This window comes from Stenotrophomonas sp. AC248 (genome assembly GCF_979258185.1).
In genome coordinates, this window is record NZ_OZ409840.1 from 3,831,709 (window position 1) to 3,848,641 (window position 16,933).

Below are 16,933 nucleotides of genomic sequence, written 5' to 3' on the forward strand. Positions count from 1 at the left end.
GCTATCACACCGCCCGGCCGGCGCTCCCGTGTCGAAGGTCAGGGCGCGCCACGCGGGTGCGGCGGCGGGCCTGCGGGCCACGGCGACGGCCACTGCTGCGGCGGCGCAGCAGCGCCATTGGCAGGCGGAACCGGTACAGGCTCCACCAGGCGAGCCACGGCATGCCCACCAGCCACAGGGGCAGCCAGCCCAGCCATTCGCTGCTGCCGCGTGCCGCCGGCCACACCAGCACCAGGGCCAGTCCGGCCAGGGCGGCCTGCCGGACCCAGCGCAGTACCTGCGGATCGGGGGTGCTGGCCAGGCGTGCGGCGGCCTGTGAACGCGGGGAATGACGCGACGACGACAAGGGCATGACACGACTCCGTGCGAAAGTGATGCGTCACCTTGCCGTGCCACCATCTCACCGGCTGCGACCTGTTGCCGCAACCGGCACGGCAAGCATGAACGCCACCATTGACGTTCTCCGCTGTCCCACCCACCATGCCCGTGCCAGCCACTGGAGCCTTCTGCCGCATGTCTCTGAACCGCCCGCTTCGCGCTGTCCTGTTGCTGTCGACGCTGTCGCTGCTGTCCGCCTGCGCCTTCCGCCACGAGGCCAAGCCGAGCCCGGCACCGGTGGCCACCGAAGCGACTGGCGCCCCCATCGACCTGCAGAAGTTCATGGGCACCTGGTATGTGATCGGCCGGGTTCCCAACCCGATCGAACGCGGCCATGTGGCCAGCGTCAACGAGTTCAGCCTGCGCGGCGACCAGAAGGTGTCCATCACCTATCGGTACCGCAACGGGTTCTCCGAACCGCTCCAGGAGCTGACCGTGCGCGCCTCGGTGGATGAGGAAAGCGGCAACCACAACTGGCGCACCTGGTTCTACAAGATCGTGCCGACCCACACCCGCGTGCTGGAAGTGGCCCCGGACTATTCGTGGGCGATGCTGGGCTATCCCGGCCGCGAGATGGCCTGGATCTTCGCGCGCCAGCCGGACATGGACAAAGAGCTCTACAAGGAACTGGCCACCCGCCTGCGCGACGAGTACGGGGTCAACACCGACAAGCTCAAGCGCGTGCCGCAGCACCCCGAGCAGGTGGACCGGCTGGGGTATGAGGTGCCGAACGTCCGGTAAGCGTGGCGGTCAGGCTGCCTCGCGCGGCTGCACCCTGCGCTCGATTTCCTCGCGGGTCGGCAGCGTCTTCAGATCGTACTCGGCCTGGAGGGCCAGCCACGACGCGGCGTCCCCACCGAAATGACGTGCCAGGCGCACCGCGGTATCCGCCGTGACGCCGCGGGTTTCATGCACGATGGCATGCAATCGCGTAGGCGGCACATCCAGCGCCCGTGCCAGCGCAGTAATGCTCAGCTGCAACGGCAGCAGAAACTCCTCGCGCAGGATTTCGCCCGGATGGACGGCCCTGAGGTTGTTGGTGGGGCGGCTCATGGATGGCACCTCAGTGGTAATCGACGATCTCGACATCACGCGGACCGTTGTCGGTCCAGACAAAACAAAGTCGCCACTGCGCGTTGACGCGGATGCTGTGCTGCCCGCGTCGGTCGCCGTACAGCGCTTCGAGCCGATTTCCGGGCGGGCTGCGCAGGAACTGCAGCGTCTGTGCAGCATCCAGCATCTGCAGTTTGCGCTCGGCCAGTGACTGGAACGCACGAAATTGTCGAGGGCATCGTCCCGCAAACAGCGCGAGCGTGTGACGGCATCGGAAGGATTGAATCATTCCGCGCAGCGTATTACGCGAAACGGAATATAACACAGGTACCCGTCACGCAATGATGCGCTGGTCGAGCACCTGATCAATCGAATCTGTGCAGGCTGCCGCCTTGGCATTCCAATGGGCGGCACGACCTGGGGCCTGGCCCAGCCGCCGCTGAAGGTGGTGTACCGACCAACGGTCGGTACCTACCGGTTACTTCCGGCTGTAGTGGGACACCAGCCAGTCGCCCAGCATCTGCAGGATCTGCACCAGTACCAGCAGCAGCACCACGGTGACCAGGGCCACGTCGGTGTGCGAGCGCTGGTAGCCGTCGCGGAACGCCAGGTCACCCAGGCCGCCCGAGCCGATCGCGCCGCCCATCGCGGTGAAGCCGATGAGCGCGATCACCGTGACCGTGGCACCGGCAATCAGGCCGGGTCGCGCTTCGGGCAGCAACACCCGGGTGACCAGCTGCCAGGTGGTGGCGCCCATCGACTGGCTCGCTTCGATCACGCCACGGTCCACTTCGCGCAGCGCGGTTTCCACCAGGCGTGCGTAGAACGGCGCCGCGCCGATCACCAGCGGCACGATCGCACCGCGCACACCCAGCGAGGTGCCCATCATCCACAAGGTGAGCGGAATCAGCACGATCATCAGGATGATGAAAGGCACCGAGCGCAGCAGGTTCACCAGCACCGCCAGTGCGCCATACAGCACCGGCTTGCGGTGCAGCTGCGGCGAGCCGGTCAGGAACAGCAGCACGCCCAGCGGCAGGCCGATGGCCAGCGTCAGCGGCAGCGAGCCGCCGAGCATCAGCAGGGTATCCAGCGTGGCCTGGCCGATATCGGCCCACTTGCCCGCATCCAGATGGCGGAAGAACCCGCCGGCAGTACCCAGCATCATCGACGCAGCTCCTCAAGGTGGACACCGGCGGCCACGAAGCCGGCCTGCGCGGCCTGCACGTCGCCGCCCACCAGCGATACCGTCAGCTGGCCGTAGGGGGTGTCCTTGATCCGGTCGATACGGCCGGACAGGATGTTGTAGTCCACGCCGGTTTCGCGCGCGATGCGGCCCAGCAGCGGTTCGTAGGTGTCCGCGCCGAGGAAGGTCAGGCGCACGATGCGCCCGGCGACCGCCTCGAAGTCCTTGTGCAGCTCGCCCTCGTCCACCTGCTCCGATTCGCTCACGAAGCGGCGCGTGGTCGGGTGCTGCGGGTGCAGGAACACCTCGGTGACCGGGCCGGTTTCCACCAGGTGGCCGGCATCGAGTACGGCCACGCGGTCGCAGACCCGGCGGATCACGTCCATCTCGTGGGTGATCAGCACGATGGTCAGGCCCAGCTCGCGGTTGATCTTGCCCAGCAGCTTCAGCACCGAAGCGGTGGTCTGCGGGTCCAGTGCACTGGTGGCTTCATCGCACAGCAGGATCTGCGGGCGGGTGGCCAGGGCGCGGGCGATACCGACGCGCTGCTTCTGGCCGCCGGACAACTGCGCCGGGTACTTGGTTGCATGTGCTTCCAGGCCCACGGTATGCAGCAGTTCGTCCACGCGCGCGTCGATCTCGGCGCGCGGCGTACCGGCCAGCTCCAGCGGGAAGGCGACGTTGGCCGCCACCGTGCGCGAGGACAGCAGGTTGAAGTGCTGGAAGATCATGCCGATGCGACGGCGCAGCGTACGCAGGCCGTCGGCGTCGAGCGCGGTGACGTCTTCGCCGCTGATCAGCAGGCGGCCGCCGGTGGGTTCCTCAAGCCGGTTGATCAGGCGGATCAGGGTCGACTTGCCTGCCCCGGAGTGGCCGATGATGCCGAATACCTCGCCGGCCTCGATGGTCAGGTCCAGCGGCTGCAGCGCGGCGATCGCGCGGCCGCCGACGGCATAGGATTTGTGCAGGCGCTGGAACTCGATCACTTCGCGGTCAACCGGGCATCGACGGGAGGGGGCGTGCAGCCTACCAGCGCGGGGCGGCCCTGGCCCGCGCGGCTGTGCGGAATGATATTCCGTTTGGTTCTAAGCCGGCGTGATCGGGGCCAGGGACGGCCCTGCCCGGCTCAGGGATGGTCCAGCGGCGCGGGCGCCTGGACCTGGCGGACCCGCTCCCGGTGCAGCAGGTACAGGCCGGAGGCGACGATGATCGCCGCCCCCAGCCAGGTGAAGCGGTCCGGCAGCGCTCCCCAGAACAGCAGGTCCCAGCCGATCACCCAGACCAGCCCGGTGTACTCCAGCGGCGCGATCAGCGAGGCCTCGCCCAGCTGGAACGCGCGGGTCAGGGCCACCTGCCCGCCGGCCCCGGCCAGGCCCATGCCGGCGATCAACGCGGCGTGGCCCAGCTGCAACGGCTGCCAGTCGGGGATGGCCAGCAGGCCGGCGCCCACGGCCATGATCACCAGGAACCAGACCACCATCGACTGCGGGGTGTCGGTGCGGGTGAGCATGCTGACCGTGATGGCAGCCACGGCATAGGCGGTGGCGGCCAGCAGCACCATCAGGCCCGGCACCGAGATGAAGCCCCCCACGCCCGGCCGCAACACCACCAGCACCCCGACCAGGCCGATGCCGATGGCGATCCAGCGCCGCGGGCCGACGTGTTCGCCCAGCAGCGGCACCGACAACGCGGCGATCAGCAGCGGGGCCACGAAGTAGATGGTGTACGCGGTGGACAGCGGCAGGCTGCGCAGGGCGTAGACGAAGCAGCCGATCATCGCCATGCCCAGCGCCCCGCGCAGCAGGTGCAGGGCCCAGCGCTTGGGCACCAGCGAGCGCGGACCGGCGGTGGCCAGCACCCAGACCAGCACGAACGGCAGCGAGGCCGCGCCGCGCAGGAAGGTCACCTGCAGGGTGGGATAGCTGCTGGCGAGCTGCTTCATGCCGGCATCCATCAGCGAGAAGCAGGCCACGGCCATCAACATCCAGGCGACGGCGCGGGAGGGGGATTTCTGGGTGATCATTGCCCATTATCGCCACGATCGGCGGGCCGTCCATGCCGGGGTGGTTAGAATGACGGCATTCACCCGTTGGAGTTTCCCCATGCCTTCCTTTGACGTCGTTTCCGAAGTCAACACCCACGAACTGACCAACGCGGTCGACCAGGCCAACCGCGAGCTGTCGACCCGCTTCGATTTCAAGGGCGTGGAGGCCAAGTTCGTGCTGGAAGACAGCGTGATCAGCCAGTCCGCGCCGAGCGATTTCCAGCTGCAGCAGATGACCGACATCCTGCGTGCGCGCCTGATCGCGCGCGGCATCGACGTGCGCTGCCTGGAGTTCGGCGACGTCGAGACCAACCTGGCCGGTGCGCGCCAGAAGGTGACCGTCAAGCAGGGCATCGAACAGAAGGTCGCAAAGCAGATCGCGGCGAAATTGAAGGAAGGCAAGTTGAAGGTGGACAGCCAGATCAACGGCGACAAGCTGCGCGTCAACGGCAAGAAGCGCGACGACCTGCAGGATGCGATCGCGCTGCTGAAGAAGGAAACCTTCGAGGTCCCGCTGCAGTTCGACAATTTCCGCGATTGATCGCACCCGATCGCCCGCGCGCCCCCGGGCGGTAGTGCCGGCCGCTGGCCGGCAACCCCACAAGCCCCCAACGCGCACAGGTAGTGCCGGCCGCTGGCCGGCAACCACGCAACCCCCCAACGCGCACGGGTACTGCCGGCCGCTGGCCGGCACCCCGCAGATTCAGCCGCGCAGGTGCCGGTACAACGTCGTCCGCGAAATCCCCAGCTGCCGTGCCGCCGCCGCAATGTTGCCGTGGTGCGCGGCAACCGCCTCACGCACGCCCTGCGCGTTGAGCGCACGCAACGATGGCGCAGCCGCCTGACCCGCCGCAGCCTCAATCCGCACGCCCGCGCGCGCCGCCACCGGCCCGCGCAGGTACTGCACATACACCGCGGTGTCTTCGCCGATACGCACCCGGTGCGCAGGCCCGGTCTGCAGCAACCGCCGTCGCTGATGCACGCTGGCGCCGGCGAACAGGCCCTCCAGTGCAAGCAGCGGCAACGGCCCGCGCCGTGGCAGGCCGAACAAGCGGCGCGCCACCCGGTTGGCCGCGCGCACGCGGCCGTCTTCCTCGACGGCCAGCAGCCCCTGCAACGGTGACTGCAGCCAGCGCGCATCGTGCTGCACGGCCAGCAGGTGGCAGGGCCGGTGTTCGATCATCAGCCGGTTTTCGGTGGACAGCGCCGCCTGGCGGAAATACCCGTGCAGCAGTTCGGCATCGCGGTCGCCGGTGCCGGTGATGTCCAGTGCGCCGAGCACTTCGCCATCGAGCCCATGCAGCGGCACGCTCAGGCAGAACACCGCGGCGAACCGGTCCAGGTAGTGTTCATTGCCGCGCACCAGCGCGGGCGCGTCGTCGGCCAGGCTGCAGGCCGGTGCAGTGGTGCCGATGTCGATCTCGCGCAGTCGCCGGCCCACCTGGATCGGGCGCAGCACCGGCACATCGGCCAGGCCATGCTCGCGCTGGGCCACGATCATGCCCCCGGCGTTGACGCAGAACAGCGTCCACTGGCGGCCACCGAAGGCGGCCCAGAGATGGTCGAGGTCATCGCGCACGCAGCGCGCCAAGCGGCGGTCGGCCGGGTCGTCCAGGCGTGGCCCGGATGCGGCCAACGGGGCGTAATGCGGTTCCTGGCGCGGCTGCACGCCGGCCAGCCGCGAGCGCTCCCAAGAGCGCTGCACGGACGGGGCCAGCAACGACTCGGCCAGCGCCCCGCCGTCGGCGAAACGCTGGCGCGCCGCTGCCAATGCCTGTTGCTGCTCCAGCTGCATGCCGCCCATGGGATCCTCCAAACCGGATCTGGAGCGTACACCCGCCAACCTGACTGACTGCACCGTCGCAGGCCCCACGGCCTGCGACGCAGCGTTTCATCGTGCTGCCGGCCAGCGGCCGGCACTACCCGATGGTCAGGATCGGCTTGAGCGTGATGCCGCGGGTGCTGTCTTCGGCGGCCTGGTTGATCTGGTCCAGCGGGTAGAACTTCACCAGTTTGTCGAACGGGAAGCGGCCCTGCTGGTACAGCTGCACCAGCTGCGGAATGAACACCTTGGGCACACTGTCGCCTTCGACGATGCCGCGGATGCTGCGCCCGCCCAGCAGCAGGTTGTTGACGTCGAACTCGGCCTTGGTGCCCAGCTTCGGCGCGCCCACCACGCCGATCACACCGCGCCCGCCCAGCGCTTCGATGCCCTGCGCGAGCACCTCGGGGCGGCCGGTGGATTCCAGTGCGAAGGTGGCTCCGCCACCGGTGATCTCCCGCACGGCGTCGACCACATCAACCTCACGGCTGTTGATGACATGGGTGGCGCCCAGCTCTTTGGCCAGTTCCAGGCGCGACGGCACCACATCGATGGCGATGATGGTGGTGGCACCGGCCACGTGCGCGGCCATCACCGCGCTCAGGCCCACCGCGCCCGCGCCGAAGCTGGCAAAGCTGCTGCCGGCAGTGACCTTGAGCGAGTTGATCACCGCACCGGCACCGGTCTGGATGCCGCAACCCAGCGGACCCAGCAGTTCGATCGGGGCGTCATCGGGCACCTTGATCGCGTTGTTCTCGCGGCTCAGCGCATACGTGGCGAACGAGGACTGCGCGAAGAAATGATCGTGCAGCGGGTTGCCGTCCGGGTCCTGGATGGCGGTGCTGCCGTCCAGCTCGCCGCCGCCGAAATTGAGCCCGAAGAAATCCTTGCAGTACGCGCCATGCCCGCCGCTGCACGGATTGCAGTGGCCGCAGGCGCCGTAGGTGAGCACCACGTGGTCGCCCACCTTGAGGTCTTTCACGCCCGGGCCGAGCGCTTCGACGATGCCCGCGCCTTCATGCCCGAGCACCGCCGGCAGCGGCACCGGGTAGTACTGGTCACGCACGATCAGGTCGGTATGGCACAGGCCGGTGGCGATCACGCGCACCAGCACTTCGTCGTCCTGCGGGGCGCGGATGCGCGCCGGTTCGATGGTGAAGGGCTGTTCTTTCTCGCGCACCACGGCCACGGTGATGTCGCGCAGTTCTGCTGTAGTGGTCATGCTCGTTTCCTTGTTCAGATCGGGTAGGCGGGCGCTTCGCCCTTGACGGTCAGCCACTGCCACTGGGTGAACTCGTCGATGTTGGACGGGCCGCCGATGCTGGTGCCGTTGCCGGACGCGCCCACCCCGCCGAACGGGTTGATCACTTCATCGTTCACGGTCTGGTCGTTGATGTGCAGCAGGCCGGTACGCAGGCGTTCGCCCAGCTTCAGCGCGCGGCCCACGTTGCTGGACACGATCGCCATCGACAGGCCGTACTCGCTGTCGTTGGCCAGTTCCACGGCCTCGTCGTCGGTGTCGAACGGGACCACCACCGCGACCGGCGCGAAGATCTCTTCGTGGAAGGCGGGATTGTCGCGGCCCACGTCACTGAGCACGGTCGGCTCGAAGAACAGGTCCTGGTAGCTGCCGCCGGTGGCCAGCGTGGCACCGGCCGCCTGCGCGTCGGCCACGATCTTCGCGGCATGGTCGCGCTGCTGGGCATTGATCAGCGGGCCGATGGCCACATCGCCGGTGGCCGGGTTGCCGACCTTGAGCGATTTCGCCTTGGCCACCAGCTTTTCCAGGAACCGCGGATAAAGGCTGCGCTGGACCAGCACGCGACCGGTGGCCATGCAGATCTGGCCCTGGTGCAGGTACACGCCCCACGCGGTATTGGCGATGGCCAGGTCGATGTCGGCGTCGTCCAGGATGATCAGCGAGTTCTTGCCGCCCAGCTCCAGCGACACTTTCTTGAGGTGCTTGCCGGCCGCTTCGCCCACCTTGCGCCCGGCACCGGTGGACCCGGTGAACTGGATCATCGCGATGTTCGGGTCGCTGGTCAGCGCGGCGCCGGCCGCACCGTCGCCGGGCAGCACATGCAGCAGACCGGCCGGCAACCCGGCCAGTTCGAACAGCCGCGCGATCACGAAGCCACCGCACACTGCGGTGCGCGGGTCGGGCTTGAGTACCACCGCATTGCCCAGCGCCAGCGCCGGGGCAACCGCGCGCATGGCCAGGTACAGCGGGAAGTTGAACGGGGCGATCACGCCGACCACGCCCAGCGGGCGGCGGCGGGCCAGGTTCAGGCGGCCGGGCTCGGACGGCAGTACTTCGCCGATGCTGCGCGACGGCAGCGCCGCGGCTTCATGCAGCGCCTTGGTGTTCACCTTGGCCTCAAAGCCGGCCTTGAGCCGGGTTGAACCGCTCTCGCGGACCAGCCATTCCACGATCTCATCGTTGTACTGCTCGGCCAGCTGCGCAGCGCGGCGCAGCACCTGGGCGCGGGTTTCGTAGGGGGCGGCGGCCCAGTCGCGCTGGGCGGTGGCGGCGGTGCTGGCGGCGGCGGCGATGCCGGCCGGGTTGGTCATTGCGATCTGGCCCAGGGCGGTGCCGGTGGCCGGTTCGATCACGTCCTGGGTGCTGGCGCCGGACTGCCACTGGCCGTCGAACAGCTTGCCGGACCACAGCGCGGTGGGGAGGAATTCCGAGGTTGCATGCATCTGTTGGCTCCTTTTGACGAAGCACGGCCGCATGGCCGTCTTCTGCACATGGTTCACCCTGGCATTGGATACCTGCCGCGCCGCACTGCCTATTGGCCGTGCGCGGGAAACGCGCAAGCCCCTGCCGGTAAAGGGTTTTCAAGCATGCCCGGTGTCCAGTTAATGGACAGTGGTGTCCATGCCAACGGCGCCACCACGCGTGCGTGCGGCCATGCGCCGTACAATCGCCTGCCCAGCCCGCGATACCGCCCGCCATGAATGATCACGCCTTCACCGACGACAGCGCCCCGGACGGCACCGACTTCATCGCCGAAACCCGCACCTGGCTGGAGCAGATCGTGATCGGGCTGAACCTGTGCCCGTTCGCCAAGGCGGTGTATGTAAAGCACCAGGTGCGATTCGTGCTCAGCGATGCCACCACGCCTGAAGCGCTGGTGGAAGAGCTGGCCGAGGAGTTGCTGCGCCTGCGCGACACCTCGCCGGAAGAGACCGACACCACGCTGATCGTGCACCCGTACGTGCTGACCGACTTCCTGGACTACAACGATTTCCTCGACAACGCCGACGCGGCGATCGAGGCGCTGGACCTGCAGGGCATCCTGCAGGTGGCCAGCTTCCACCCCCAGTACCAGTTCGAGGGCGTGGCACCGGACGATGTGAGCAACTACACCAACCGCTCGCCCTACCCCACCCTGCACCTGCTGCGCGAAGACAGCGTGGAACGTGCGGTGGCGGCGTTCCCGGACCCGGACGTGATCGTGGAGCGCAACATCGAGACGCTGGACAAGCTGGGCGTGGAAGGCTGGACCCGCCTGCTGGGGCGCAAGGACAACTCGCGATGCCACTGACGCCGCCGATCACCGACTGGGCCACGCAGCCGCTGCGCGACCGCGTGGTGATCGTCACCGGCGGTGCGCAGGGCGTGGGCCGCGGCATCGCGCAGGCGGTGCTGGGCGCAGGTGGCAGCGTGGTGATTGCCGACCTGGATGCCGACGCTGGCAAGGCCTGCCTGAAAGAATGGGCGCTGCCCGAGCGGGCGGCCTTCCAGCGCGCGGACGTGGCCAGCGAGCGCAGCGTGCAGGCGCTGGTGAAAGCCGCGCTGAAGCGTTTCGGGCGCATCGACGGGCTGGTCAACAATGCCGGCATTGCCGCGGCGCATGGCACCCCGTTGGCGCAGATGCCGCTGGCCGAATGGCAGCGCCGGTTGTCGAGCCTGCACGGGGCCTTTCTGTGCAGCAAGCACGCGCTGCCGGCACTGCGCGAGCACGGCGGGCGCATCCTCAACATCGCCTCCACCCGCGCCGGCCAGTCCGAGGCGGACAGCGAAGCCTATGCGGCGGCCAAGGGCGGGCTGGTGGCCTTTACCCATGCGCTGGCGATCAGCGAAGGCCCGGCCGTGCGGGTGAACTGCATCAGCCCGGGCTGGATCACCACCGACGCCTGGCAGGCCCCGGCGCGGCGGCGCACGCCGAAGCTGTCGCGCCGCGACCACGCCCAGCACCCGGTGGGCCGCGTGGGCCAGCCGGAAGACATCGGCGCGTTGGCGGTGTTCCTGCTGTCGGACCTGTCCGGCTTCATCACCGGCCAGGACCACATCGTGGATGGCGGCATGACCCGGAAGATGATCTACGCCGAATAGCGGGGCGTACCGACCCACGGTCGGTACCTACCGGGGGTGCCGTCTGCATGTGATTGATGGCGCGCGCACCGACCAACGGTCGGTGCCTACCGGGGTGGCATGCACGTGTGATTGACGGGTGTGCGTACCGACCAACGGTCGGTGCGCATCGGCGTCGGACACACGGTCACGATGCCCGGTAGTGCCGGCCGCTGGCCGGCTCTGCGCTATCCCACCGGCGCACGGTGTCATGCATCCCGGGGAGCCGGCCAGCGGCCGGCACTACCGGGATCACACCCTTTGCATTTCGAGCGGCCGGCTCCACCGCCCGGGATCATGCCATGTGCATTTCGAGCGGCCGGCTGCACCGGACCGGGAATCACGCCCTTTGCATTTCGAGCGGCCGGCACCACCGGCCCGGCATCACGCCATGCCGTTATGCCGCAGCAGCGCATCCACGTTCGGTGCACGCCCGCGGAACGCCGCGAAGTTCTCCGCCGCACTGCGGCTGCCACCGCGCGACAGCACTTCGTCGCGGAAGCGCTTGCCGGTTTCCGCCACCTGGTCCGGTGCCTCTTCGAACGCGGCGTAGGCGTCGGCGCTGAGCACTTCGGCCCACTTGTAGCTGTAGTAACCGGCGGCATACCCGCCCGCGAAGATGTGGCTGAACTGATGCGGGAAGCGGTTCCAGGCCGGCGGCCGGTTCACCGCCACCTCGTCGCGCACGCGTTCCAGCAGCTGCAGCACGGTGTCCTGGACCGGGTCGAAGCTGCTGTGCAGCTGCATGTCGAACAGCGCGAATTCCAGCTGGCGCACGGTGAACATGCCGCTCTGGAAGTTGCGCGCGGCCAGCATGCGGTCGAACAACGCGCGCGGCAGCGGTTCACCGCTGTCCACGTGCGCGGTCATCGCCTGCACACGCGCCCACTCCCAGCAGAAGTTCTCCATGAACTGACTGGGCAGCTCCACCGCGTCCCATTCCACGCCATTGATGCCGGCCACGCCCAGCTCGCCGATGCGGGTGAGCAGCTGGTGCAGGCCATGGCCCATTTCGTGGAACAGGGTGGTCACGTCGCTGTGGCTGAAGGTGGCCGGCGCGCCGTCGGCGCCCTTGCCGAAGTTGCACACCAGGTACACCAGCGGCGTCTGCACGCCCTGGGCGGTGTCACGCCGGTTCCGGCAGTCATCCATCCACGCACCACCGCGCTTTCCCTCGCGTGCGTACAGGTCCAGATAGAACTGGCCGACCAGCGCACCCTGCGCATCCACCAGGCGGAAGAAGCGCACGTCCGGGTGCCACACCGGCGCGCTGTCGGGCTGCACCTGCAGGCCGTACAGGCCTTCAATCACGCCGAACAGACCGGCCAGCACCTTCGGCTCGGTGAAGTACTGCTTCACCTCCTGCTCGGAATAACTGTACCGGGCCTGCTTGAGCTTCTCGCTGGCAAACCCGAGGTCCCACGCTTCCAGCGCGGGCAGGCCGAGTTCGTCGCGGGCGAAGGCATCCAGTTCGGCACGGTCGCGCTGCGCGTGCGGCTTGGCGCGCGCGGCCAGGTCACGCAGGAAGCCGAGCACCTGGTTGGGGTCTTCGGCCATCTTGGTGGCGATGGAATAGGCGGCATAGTTGTCAAAGCCAAGCAGCGCGGCCAGTTCCGCGCGCAGAGCCAGCACGCGGTCGATGTTGGCGCTGTTGTCCAGCGCGGCATCGCCGAATTCCGAGGCACGCAGTGCGTTGGCGCGGTACAGCGTTTCGCGCAGCGGGCGATGCGTGGCGTAGGTCAGCACCGGCAGGTAGCACGGCATCTGCAGGGTCAGCTTCCAGCCGGGGAGCCCGTCCTTTTCGGCGGCGGCGCGTGCGGATGCGACCACGTCCTCGGGCAGCCCTTCCAGCTCGGCGCGGTCTTCGACGTGCAGCGACCATGCATCGGTGGCGTCCAGGACGTTCTGCGAGAACTTCGCCGACAGCGCCGACAGTTCTTCCTTGATCGCGCTGAAGCGCGCCTTGGCGTCGTCGTCCAGCTCGGCACCGCCCAGGCGGAAATCGCGCAGCGCGTTGTCCAGCACCTTGCGCTGGGCCTCATCAAAACCGGCGGCTTCGGGGGCGGCCGCCAAGCGCCGGTACTGCTCGAACAGCGCCAGGTTCTGGCCCAGCGCACTGCCGAAGCGGGTCACCTTGGGCAGGGTGGCGTTGTAGGCCTCGCGCAACGCCGGCGTGTTGACCACGCCCTGCAGGTGGCCCACCTGGCCCCAGGCGCGCCAGAGGCGTTCGGTGGCATCGTCCAGCGGCACCACGAAGCTGGCCCAGGTGACCGGGCTGACGGTTTCGGCGGCCTTCACCGCGGCTTCGGCGTCGGCCAGCAACGCGTCGATGGCCGGGCCGATGTGCTCGGGCTGGATCGCGTCGAAGCGCGGCAGGCCGGAAAAGTCGAGCAGGGGGTTGGTGGGGGTCACAGGCATCTCCAGACAACGGGGCCGCACAGCGGCATTCGCCCACGATATGGCATCGCCCCCACCCCGGCACAAGCCCTGCGCCGGTACGGCACGCCGATGTTCACGCGCGGCTGACGGCGCCGGACCGACGCTGAAGACCCCACCGTGGCGGTCCGGAGCGATCATGGATGATGTCACCCACACCCTGCCGGCGTTCGCGCTGATCGGCACCGCCAGCCACGCCGAACTGGACTGGATTGCCGCGCTGGGCCACCCCGACGAACAGGCGCGCCACCGCACGGCGCTGCAGCAGGTGGTGGGGGCGCAGCAGGGCCGGCTGCACGAGGACCAGCTCTGGTATCCCTACGAAGTGATCGAACGCGGCGCCGCGCACTACGCGCCGGGCCACGAACGCGAATTCGTGCTGTGCACACTGCTGGTCATCCTGGCCGTGCAGGCCGGCCAGCGCCTGGACGTGGACCTGGCCCTGCAGTTCGACGACCTGGCGGCCACGTATGAAACGCTGCCGCCGGTACTGCGCGACACCGTCCTGGACGCCTACCAGCGCGTACAGGCGTAGAGCCGACCGCTGGTCGGCTGCCGTCCCGCGCGCACAGGGGGTAGAGCCGACCGTTGGTCGGCTGATTTCCGGCGTCACGGCAAGAGCAGCCGACCAACGGTCGGCTCTACCTTCAGTACAATCCTTCCAACGACGCACACGGCAGTTCCGGCAGCCCCTGCCCGGCAACCGCCGCGGCAATCAGCGCGTCGGCCTGCTCCACGTCGATGCCCTGGCGCGGGTACCAGTCCGGGTTGTAGTAGCTGTGCGCGTAGCGCTCGCCGCTGTCGCACAGGATGGTCACGATCGAGCCGCTGCGGCCGGCCTTGCGCATCATCTCCGCCGCCTGCAGCACGCCGATGAAGTTGGTGCCGGTGGAGCCGCCCACGCGGCGGCCCAACTGCCGGCTCACATGCCGCATCGCGGCCAGGCTCAGTGCATCGGGCACCTTCACCATGGCATCCACACTGGTCGGAATGAAGCTGGATTCCACCCGCGGCCGACCGATGCCTTCCACGCGCGAGCCGCCGCTGCAGGTCAGCTCGCGCCACGGCTGCCCGGCCAGGGCCGCGCAGTAGCCGTCGTAGAACACCGACACTTCCGGGTCGGCGCACAGGATGCGGGTGTCGTGCCGGCGATAGCTGACGTAACGGCCCAGCGTGGCCGCGGTGCCGCCCGTGCCCGGACTGCACACGATCCACTCCGGCACCGGGTGCGGCTCTTCGGCCATCTGCTTGAAGATGGACTCGGCAATGTTGTTGTTGGCGCGCCAGTCGGTGGCCCGCTCGGCGTAGGTGAACTGGTCCATGAAGTGGCCGCCGGTGTCGCGCGCCAGCTTTTCCGAATCGCAGTTCAGGTCGCAGGCACGCTCGACCAAGTGGCAACGGCCGCCATGGAACTCGATCGCGGCAATCTTCTCCGGTGACGTAGTGGCCGGCATCACCGCGATGAACGGCAGGCCCAGCAGCCGCGCGAAATATGCCTCGGACACCGCCGTGGAGCCGCTGGAGGCCTCGATCACCGGGCGTCCCTCGCGCAGCCAGCCGTTGGCCAGCGCATACAGGAACAGCGAGCGCGCCAGACGGTGCTTGAGGCTGCCGGTGGGGTGGCTGGACTCGTCCTTGAAGTACAGGTCGATGCCGGCATGCCCGGGCAGATCCATCGGGATCAGGTGGGTATCGGCCGAACGGTTGAAATCGGCTTCGATCTTGCGGATGGCGGCAGCCACCCATTCACGCTGCGACATGGCCAGGACTGTGCAAGGAGACGCAGCATTCTACGTCGCCTTGCAGTCCCCCCGCTAAAATGGACGCCATGGCCGTGAACCCACGGCCCCCGCTGCCACAGGATTCCCCCATGAGCGTTGCTTCCCTGCAGTCCCAGCCCGGCGTTGCCGCCCAGCCGCCGGCCGAAACCACCGGTTTCGTGTTCAACCACACCATGCTGCGCGTGAAGGACATCGCCGCCTCGCTGGACTTCTATACCCGCGTGCTCGGCTTCCGCCTGATCGACCAGCGCGACTTCGCCGAAGCCCAGTTCAGCCTGTACTTCCTGGCCCTGCTGCCGGCCGGCACCCAGATCCCCGAGGGCGACGACGCGCGCCGGGTGTGGATGGCCGGCATTCCCGGCGTGCTGGAGCTGACCCACAACCACGGCACCGAAACCCAGCCCGGCGCGGTGTACCACGACGGCAACAGCGACCCGCGCGGCTTCGGCCACATCTGCGTGTCGGTGCCGGACATCCAGGCCGCCTGCAAGCGCTTCGATGACCTGCAGGTGCCCTACCAGAAGCGCCTGGAAGACGGCCGCATGAAACACCTGGCCTTTATCAAGGACCCCGACGGCTACTGGGTGGAGATCATCTCCAACACCCCGATCGCCTGAGAGCGCTGCATCCGGTAGGTGCCGACCGGTGGTCGGCACACCGTCGCAGGGTCGGCACACCGCCGCCGGGTCAGCAACGTGCACGCGGCGGACATGCCGCCGCGCTGCACCGGTGGTATACCTGCGCACCTGCCCAAGCCGAGGAGTGCGCATGGAAACCATGGAACTGTACCGGGGTCGCCTGATCGACCATCTGCAACTGGTGGTCAAGGACCTGGCCGCCAGCCGCCGCTTCTACCAGGCGGTGTTCGACAGCATCGGCATCCCCATCGCCGGTGAAGGCGACACCTATTTCTGGGCCGACGAACTGTTTATTTCCACTGCCAGCAGCGAGGCCGCCGCCGGCCAGCTCACCGGCCGCCACCACCTGGCCTTCCAGGCCCGCGACCGCGCCACCGTCGAGGCGTTCCACCAGGCCGCATTGGCCGCCGGTGGCAAGGACAACGGCGCGCCCGGCGAACGCCCGTACCACCCGGGCTACTACGCCGCGTTCGCGATCGATCCGGATGGCAACAACATCGAAGTGGTCTACCACGGTCCGGCCGACTACAGCGCCGATGCGGTGAAGGTGAGCTTCTCGCAGTAGACGGCCGCGCCCGTCGTTCCGTCCCGGGACGGGCACGCCATGCGCGCCCGCCCGGTCAGCATCGTGCGCGGATCAGCGCGAACACGTGCCCTTGCGGGCCATCTTCAACCCGGCCACCTGGCGGCGACCGTCGGCTTCGGGCACCACGTCCAGCTTGGCACCGCCCACGAAAACGCCCATCCGGATCGACTGCTGGATGAAGTAGTTGCGGCCCGATTCGGTCTGCACCTTCAGGTCGTTCGGCGAGAACTCCGATTCGGTCGAGAAGGTGTGCTCACGGTCGCCCGGCACCGTGGTGTAGAAGAACACCTTGTCGGCGCTTTCACCCAGGCATTCGCCATCGATCCAGATGTCCTTCCTCAGCGCCTTGCCGACGAAGCTGTTGCGGAACACATACACCCCGGCGGTGCCCGCTTCGGGCGTCGGGAAGGTCTTGGCGGTTTCGACCATGCCCTTGTCGGCCATCGGCACGCTTGCACAGCCAGACAACATGGCGATGGCCGCGGCCAATCCCAGCAACGAAATCCTGTTCACGTACTGCCCCCTGATGGTTGGATGAGAGGCGACGCGACTCCGGAGGGGACATACCAGGCCAAACACTGCGCGCAATCACGGATGCCGTGTTGCCGTGCCGTTCCTGGCCCGTCTGCTTCCCTGCCGGCGCCTGCGG

The 16,933-nt window shown here is 68.2% G+C and carries 19 protein-coding genes; 7 read left to right on the top strand and 12 right to left on the bottom strand.

All coding sequences use genetic code 11. From position 1 onward, the window contains the following. Window positions 1-4 precede the first annotated feature (4 nt). Window positions 5-352 (bottom strand): hypothetical protein, encoded by a 348-nt coding sequence (locus ACZ0AE_RS17210; protein ID WP_244880172.1) that lies wholly within the window; start codon window positions 350-352, stop codon window positions 5-7. Between the two features lie 161 nt (window positions 353-513). Here ACZ0AE_RS17210 and ACZ0AE_RS17215 point away from each other — a divergent pair, with 161 nt between their 5' ends. After that, window positions 514-1,119: a lipocalin family protein gene (locus tag ACZ0AE_RS17215; RefSeq protein ID WP_038686152.1), complete on the top strand. Its 606-nt coding sequence runs from the start codon at window positions 514-516 to the stop codon at window positions 1,117-1,119. Between the two features lie 9 nt (window positions 1,120-1,128). On the opposite strand, the gene ACZ0AE_RS17220 is transcribed toward ACZ0AE_RS17215, so the two are convergent. The 5 genes from ACZ0AE_RS17220 to ACZ0AE_RS17240 all read right to left on the bottom strand — a co-directional run bounded on the left by ACZ0AE_RS17220 (window position 1,129) and on the right by ACZ0AE_RS17240 (window position 4,640). After that, entirely contained in the window at window positions 1,129-1,431 is a 303-nt protein-coding gene (locus ACZ0AE_RS17220; RefSeq protein ID WP_038686150.1) for a HigA family addiction module antitoxin, read from the bottom strand. 10 nt (window positions 1,432-1,441) lie between these two features. Next, window positions 1,442-1,720, bottom strand: coding sequence for a type II toxin-antitoxin system RelE/ParE family toxin (locus ACZ0AE_RS17225; RefSeq protein WP_447595779.1), 279 nt, complete (start codon window positions 1,718-1,720; stop codon window positions 1,442-1,444). 189 nt (window positions 1,721-1,909) lie between these two features. Continuing rightward, on the bottom strand, window positions 1,910-2,599 hold the full coding sequence (locus tag ACZ0AE_RS17230; protein ID WP_038686148.1) for a methionine ABC transporter permease: 690 nt from the start codon (window positions 2,597-2,599) through the stop codon (window positions 1,910-1,912). After that, on the bottom strand, window positions 2,596-3,603 hold the full coding sequence (locus tag ACZ0AE_RS17235) for a methionine ABC transporter ATP-binding protein (RefSeq protein ID WP_038686146.1): 1,008 nt from the start codon (window positions 3,601-3,603) through the stop codon (window positions 2,596-2,598). Before ACZ0AE_RS17235 ends, ACZ0AE_RS17230 begins: the two co-directional genes overlap by 4 nt. A 140-nt stretch (window positions 3,604-3,743) precedes the next feature. Beyond that, entirely contained in the window at window positions 3,744-4,640 is an 897-nt protein-coding gene (locus ACZ0AE_RS17240; RefSeq protein WP_038686144.1) for a DMT family transporter, read from the bottom strand. Between the two features lie 79 nt (window positions 4,641-4,719). On the opposite strand from ACZ0AE_RS17240, the gene ACZ0AE_RS17245 reads away from it, so the two are divergent. After that, window positions 4,720-5,202, top strand: coding sequence for a YajQ family cyclic di-GMP-binding protein (locus ACZ0AE_RS17245; RefSeq protein WP_038686143.1), 483 nt, complete (start codon window positions 4,720-4,722; stop codon window positions 5,200-5,202). A 162-nt stretch (window positions 5,203-5,364) separates the two neighbouring features. Here ACZ0AE_RS17245 and ACZ0AE_RS17250 read toward each other — a convergent pair whose 3' ends face one another. From ACZ0AE_RS17250 to ACZ0AE_RS17260, 3 genes are all read right to left on the bottom strand, one after another. Next, complete coding sequence (locus ACZ0AE_RS17250) at window positions 5,365-6,465, bottom strand: helix-turn-helix domain-containing protein (protein ID WP_463601709.1); 1,101 nt, start codon at window positions 6,463-6,465, stop codon at window positions 5,365-5,367. 115 nt (window positions 6,466-6,580) lie between these two features. Further along, window positions 6,581-7,705 carry an NAD(P)-dependent alcohol dehydrogenase gene (locus ACZ0AE_RS17255; protein WP_463601710.1) on the bottom strand — a complete coding sequence of 375 codons (1,125 nt, stop codon included), beginning with the start codon at window positions 7,703-7,705 and terminating at the stop codon, window positions 6,581-6,583. Window positions 7,706-7,719: 14 nt separating this feature from the next. After that, entirely contained in the window at window positions 7,720-9,186 is a 1,467-nt protein-coding gene (locus ACZ0AE_RS17260) for a benzaldehyde dehydrogenase (protein ID WP_463601711.1), read from the bottom strand. Between the two features lie 254 nt (window positions 9,187-9,440). Here ACZ0AE_RS17260 and ACZ0AE_RS17265 point away from each other — a divergent pair, with 254 nt between their 5' ends. Together ACZ0AE_RS17265 and ACZ0AE_RS17270 are read left to right on the top strand one after the other, a co-directional pair. After that, entirely contained in the window at window positions 9,441-10,034 is a 594-nt protein-coding gene (locus ACZ0AE_RS17265) for a DUF1415 domain-containing protein (RefSeq protein WP_038686137.1), read from the top strand. Beyond that, the gene (locus ACZ0AE_RS17270; protein ID WP_463601712.1) at window positions 10,025-10,825 is read left to right on the top strand and encodes an SDR family oxidoreductase; all 801 of its coding nucleotides are present in this window, start codon (window positions 10,025-10,027) and stop codon (window positions 10,823-10,825) included. The genes ACZ0AE_RS17265 and ACZ0AE_RS17270 overlap by 10 nt, the downstream gene beginning before the upstream one ends. A gap of 402 nt (window positions 10,826-11,227) precedes the next feature. Here ACZ0AE_RS17270 and ACZ0AE_RS17275 read toward each other — a convergent pair whose 3' ends face one another. Beyond that, window positions 11,228-13,261: a M3 family metallopeptidase gene (locus tag ACZ0AE_RS17275; RefSeq protein WP_463601713.1), complete on the bottom strand. Its 2,034-nt coding sequence runs from the start codon at window positions 13,259-13,261 to the stop codon at window positions 11,228-11,230. A gap of 157 nt (window positions 13,262-13,418) precedes the next feature. Between ACZ0AE_RS17275 and ACZ0AE_RS17280 the strand changes: the two genes are divergently transcribed. Next, window positions 13,419-13,814, top strand: a complete 396-nt coding sequence (locus ACZ0AE_RS17280; protein WP_447595785.1) for a hypothetical protein — start codon at window positions 13,419-13,421, stop codon at window positions 13,812-13,814. 112 nt (window positions 13,815-13,926) lie between these two features. Here the strand turns inward: ACZ0AE_RS17280 and ACZ0AE_RS17285 are convergent, their stop codons facing one another. Continuing rightward, entirely contained in the window at window positions 13,927-15,039 is a 1,113-nt protein-coding gene (locus tag ACZ0AE_RS17285) for a PLP-dependent cysteine synthase family protein (RefSeq protein WP_038686130.1), read from the bottom strand. 110 nt (window positions 15,040-15,149) lie between these two features. On the opposite strand from ACZ0AE_RS17285, the gene gloA reads away from it, so the two are divergent. Both gloA and ACZ0AE_RS17295 read left to right on the top strand, forming a co-directional pair. Next, entirely contained in the window at window positions 15,150-15,677 is a 528-nt protein-coding gene (gene gloA / locus ACZ0AE_RS17290; RefSeq protein ID WP_038686128.1) for a lactoylglutathione lyase, read from the top strand. A gap of 151 nt (window positions 15,678-15,828) precedes the next feature. After that, on the top strand, window positions 15,829-16,263 hold the full coding sequence (locus ACZ0AE_RS17295; protein WP_038686126.1) for a VOC family protein: 435 nt from the start codon (window positions 15,829-15,831) through the stop codon (window positions 16,261-16,263). A gap of 72 nt (window positions 16,264-16,335) precedes the next feature. Here the strand turns inward: ACZ0AE_RS17295 and ACZ0AE_RS17300 are convergent, their stop codons facing one another. Further along, window positions 16,336-16,797, bottom strand: coding sequence for a DUF2846 domain-containing protein (locus tag ACZ0AE_RS17300; protein ID WP_241658972.1), 462 nt, complete (start codon window positions 16,795-16,797; stop codon window positions 16,336-16,338). Between the last annotated feature and the right edge of the window lie 136 nt (window positions 16,798-16,933).

Excerpts from the sequence above, each read along its gene's own strand:
- ACZ0AE_RS17210 (WP_244880172.1), bottom strand. The coding sequence starts at position 352 with ATGCCCTTGTCGTCGTCGCGTCATTCCCCGCGTTCACAGGCCGCCGCA.
- ACZ0AE_RS17215 (WP_038686152.1), top strand. The coding sequence starts at position 514 with ATGTCTCTGAACCGCCCGCTTCGCGCTGTCCTGTTGCTGTCGACGCTG.
- ACZ0AE_RS17220 (WP_038686150.1), bottom strand. The coding sequence starts at position 1,431 with ATGAGCCGCCCCACCAACAACCTCAGGGCCGTCCATCCGGGCGAAATC.
- ACZ0AE_RS17225 (WP_447595779.1), bottom strand. The coding sequence starts at position 1,720 with ATGATTCAATCCTTCCGATGCCGTCACACGCTCGCGCTGTTTGCGGGA.
- ACZ0AE_RS17230 (WP_038686148.1), bottom strand. The coding sequence starts at position 2,599 with ATGATGCTGGGTACTGCCGGCGGGTTCTTCCGCCATCTGGATGCGGGC.
- ACZ0AE_RS17240 (WP_038686144.1), bottom strand. The coding sequence starts at position 4,640 with ATGATCACCCAGAAATCCCCCTCCCGCGCCGTCGCCTGGATGTTGATG.
- ACZ0AE_RS17245 (WP_038686143.1), top strand. The coding sequence starts at position 4,720 with ATGCCTTCCTTTGACGTCGTTTCCGAAGTCAACACCCACGAACTGACC.
- ACZ0AE_RS17250 (WP_463601709.1), bottom strand. The coding sequence starts at position 6,465 with ATGGGCGGCATGCAGCTGGAGCAGCAACAGGCATTGGCAGCGGCGCGC.
- ACZ0AE_RS17255 (WP_463601710.1), bottom strand. The coding sequence starts at position 7,705 with ATGACCACTACAGCAGAACTGCGCGACATCACCGTGGCCGTGGTGCGC.
- ACZ0AE_RS17260 (WP_463601711.1), bottom strand. The coding sequence starts at position 9,186 with ATGCATGCAACCTCGGAATTCCTCCCCACCGCGCTGTGGTCCGGCAAG.
- ACZ0AE_RS17265 (WP_038686137.1), top strand. The coding sequence starts at position 9,441 with ATGAATGATCACGCCTTCACCGACGACAGCGCCCCGGACGGCACCGAC.
- ACZ0AE_RS17270 (WP_463601712.1), top strand. The coding sequence starts at position 10,025 with ATGCCACTGACGCCGCCGATCACCGACTGGGCCACGCAGCCGCTGCGC.
- ACZ0AE_RS17275 (WP_463601713.1), bottom strand. The coding sequence starts at position 13,261 with ATGCCTGTGACCCCCACCAACCCCCTGCTCGACTTTTCCGGCCTGCCG.
- ACZ0AE_RS17280 (WP_447595785.1), top strand. The coding sequence starts at position 13,419 with ATGGATGATGTCACCCACACCCTGCCGGCGTTCGCGCTGATCGGCACC.
- ACZ0AE_RS17285 (WP_038686130.1), bottom strand. The coding sequence starts at position 15,039 with ATGTCGCAGCGTGAATGGGTGGCTGCCGCCATCCGCAAGATCGAAGCC.
- gloA (WP_038686128.1), top strand. The coding sequence starts at position 15,150 with ATGAGCGTTGCTTCCCTGCAGTCCCAGCCCGGCGTTGCCGCCCAGCCG.
- ACZ0AE_RS17295 (WP_038686126.1), top strand. The coding sequence starts at position 15,829 with ATGGAAACCATGGAACTGTACCGGGGTCGCCTGATCGACCATCTGCAA.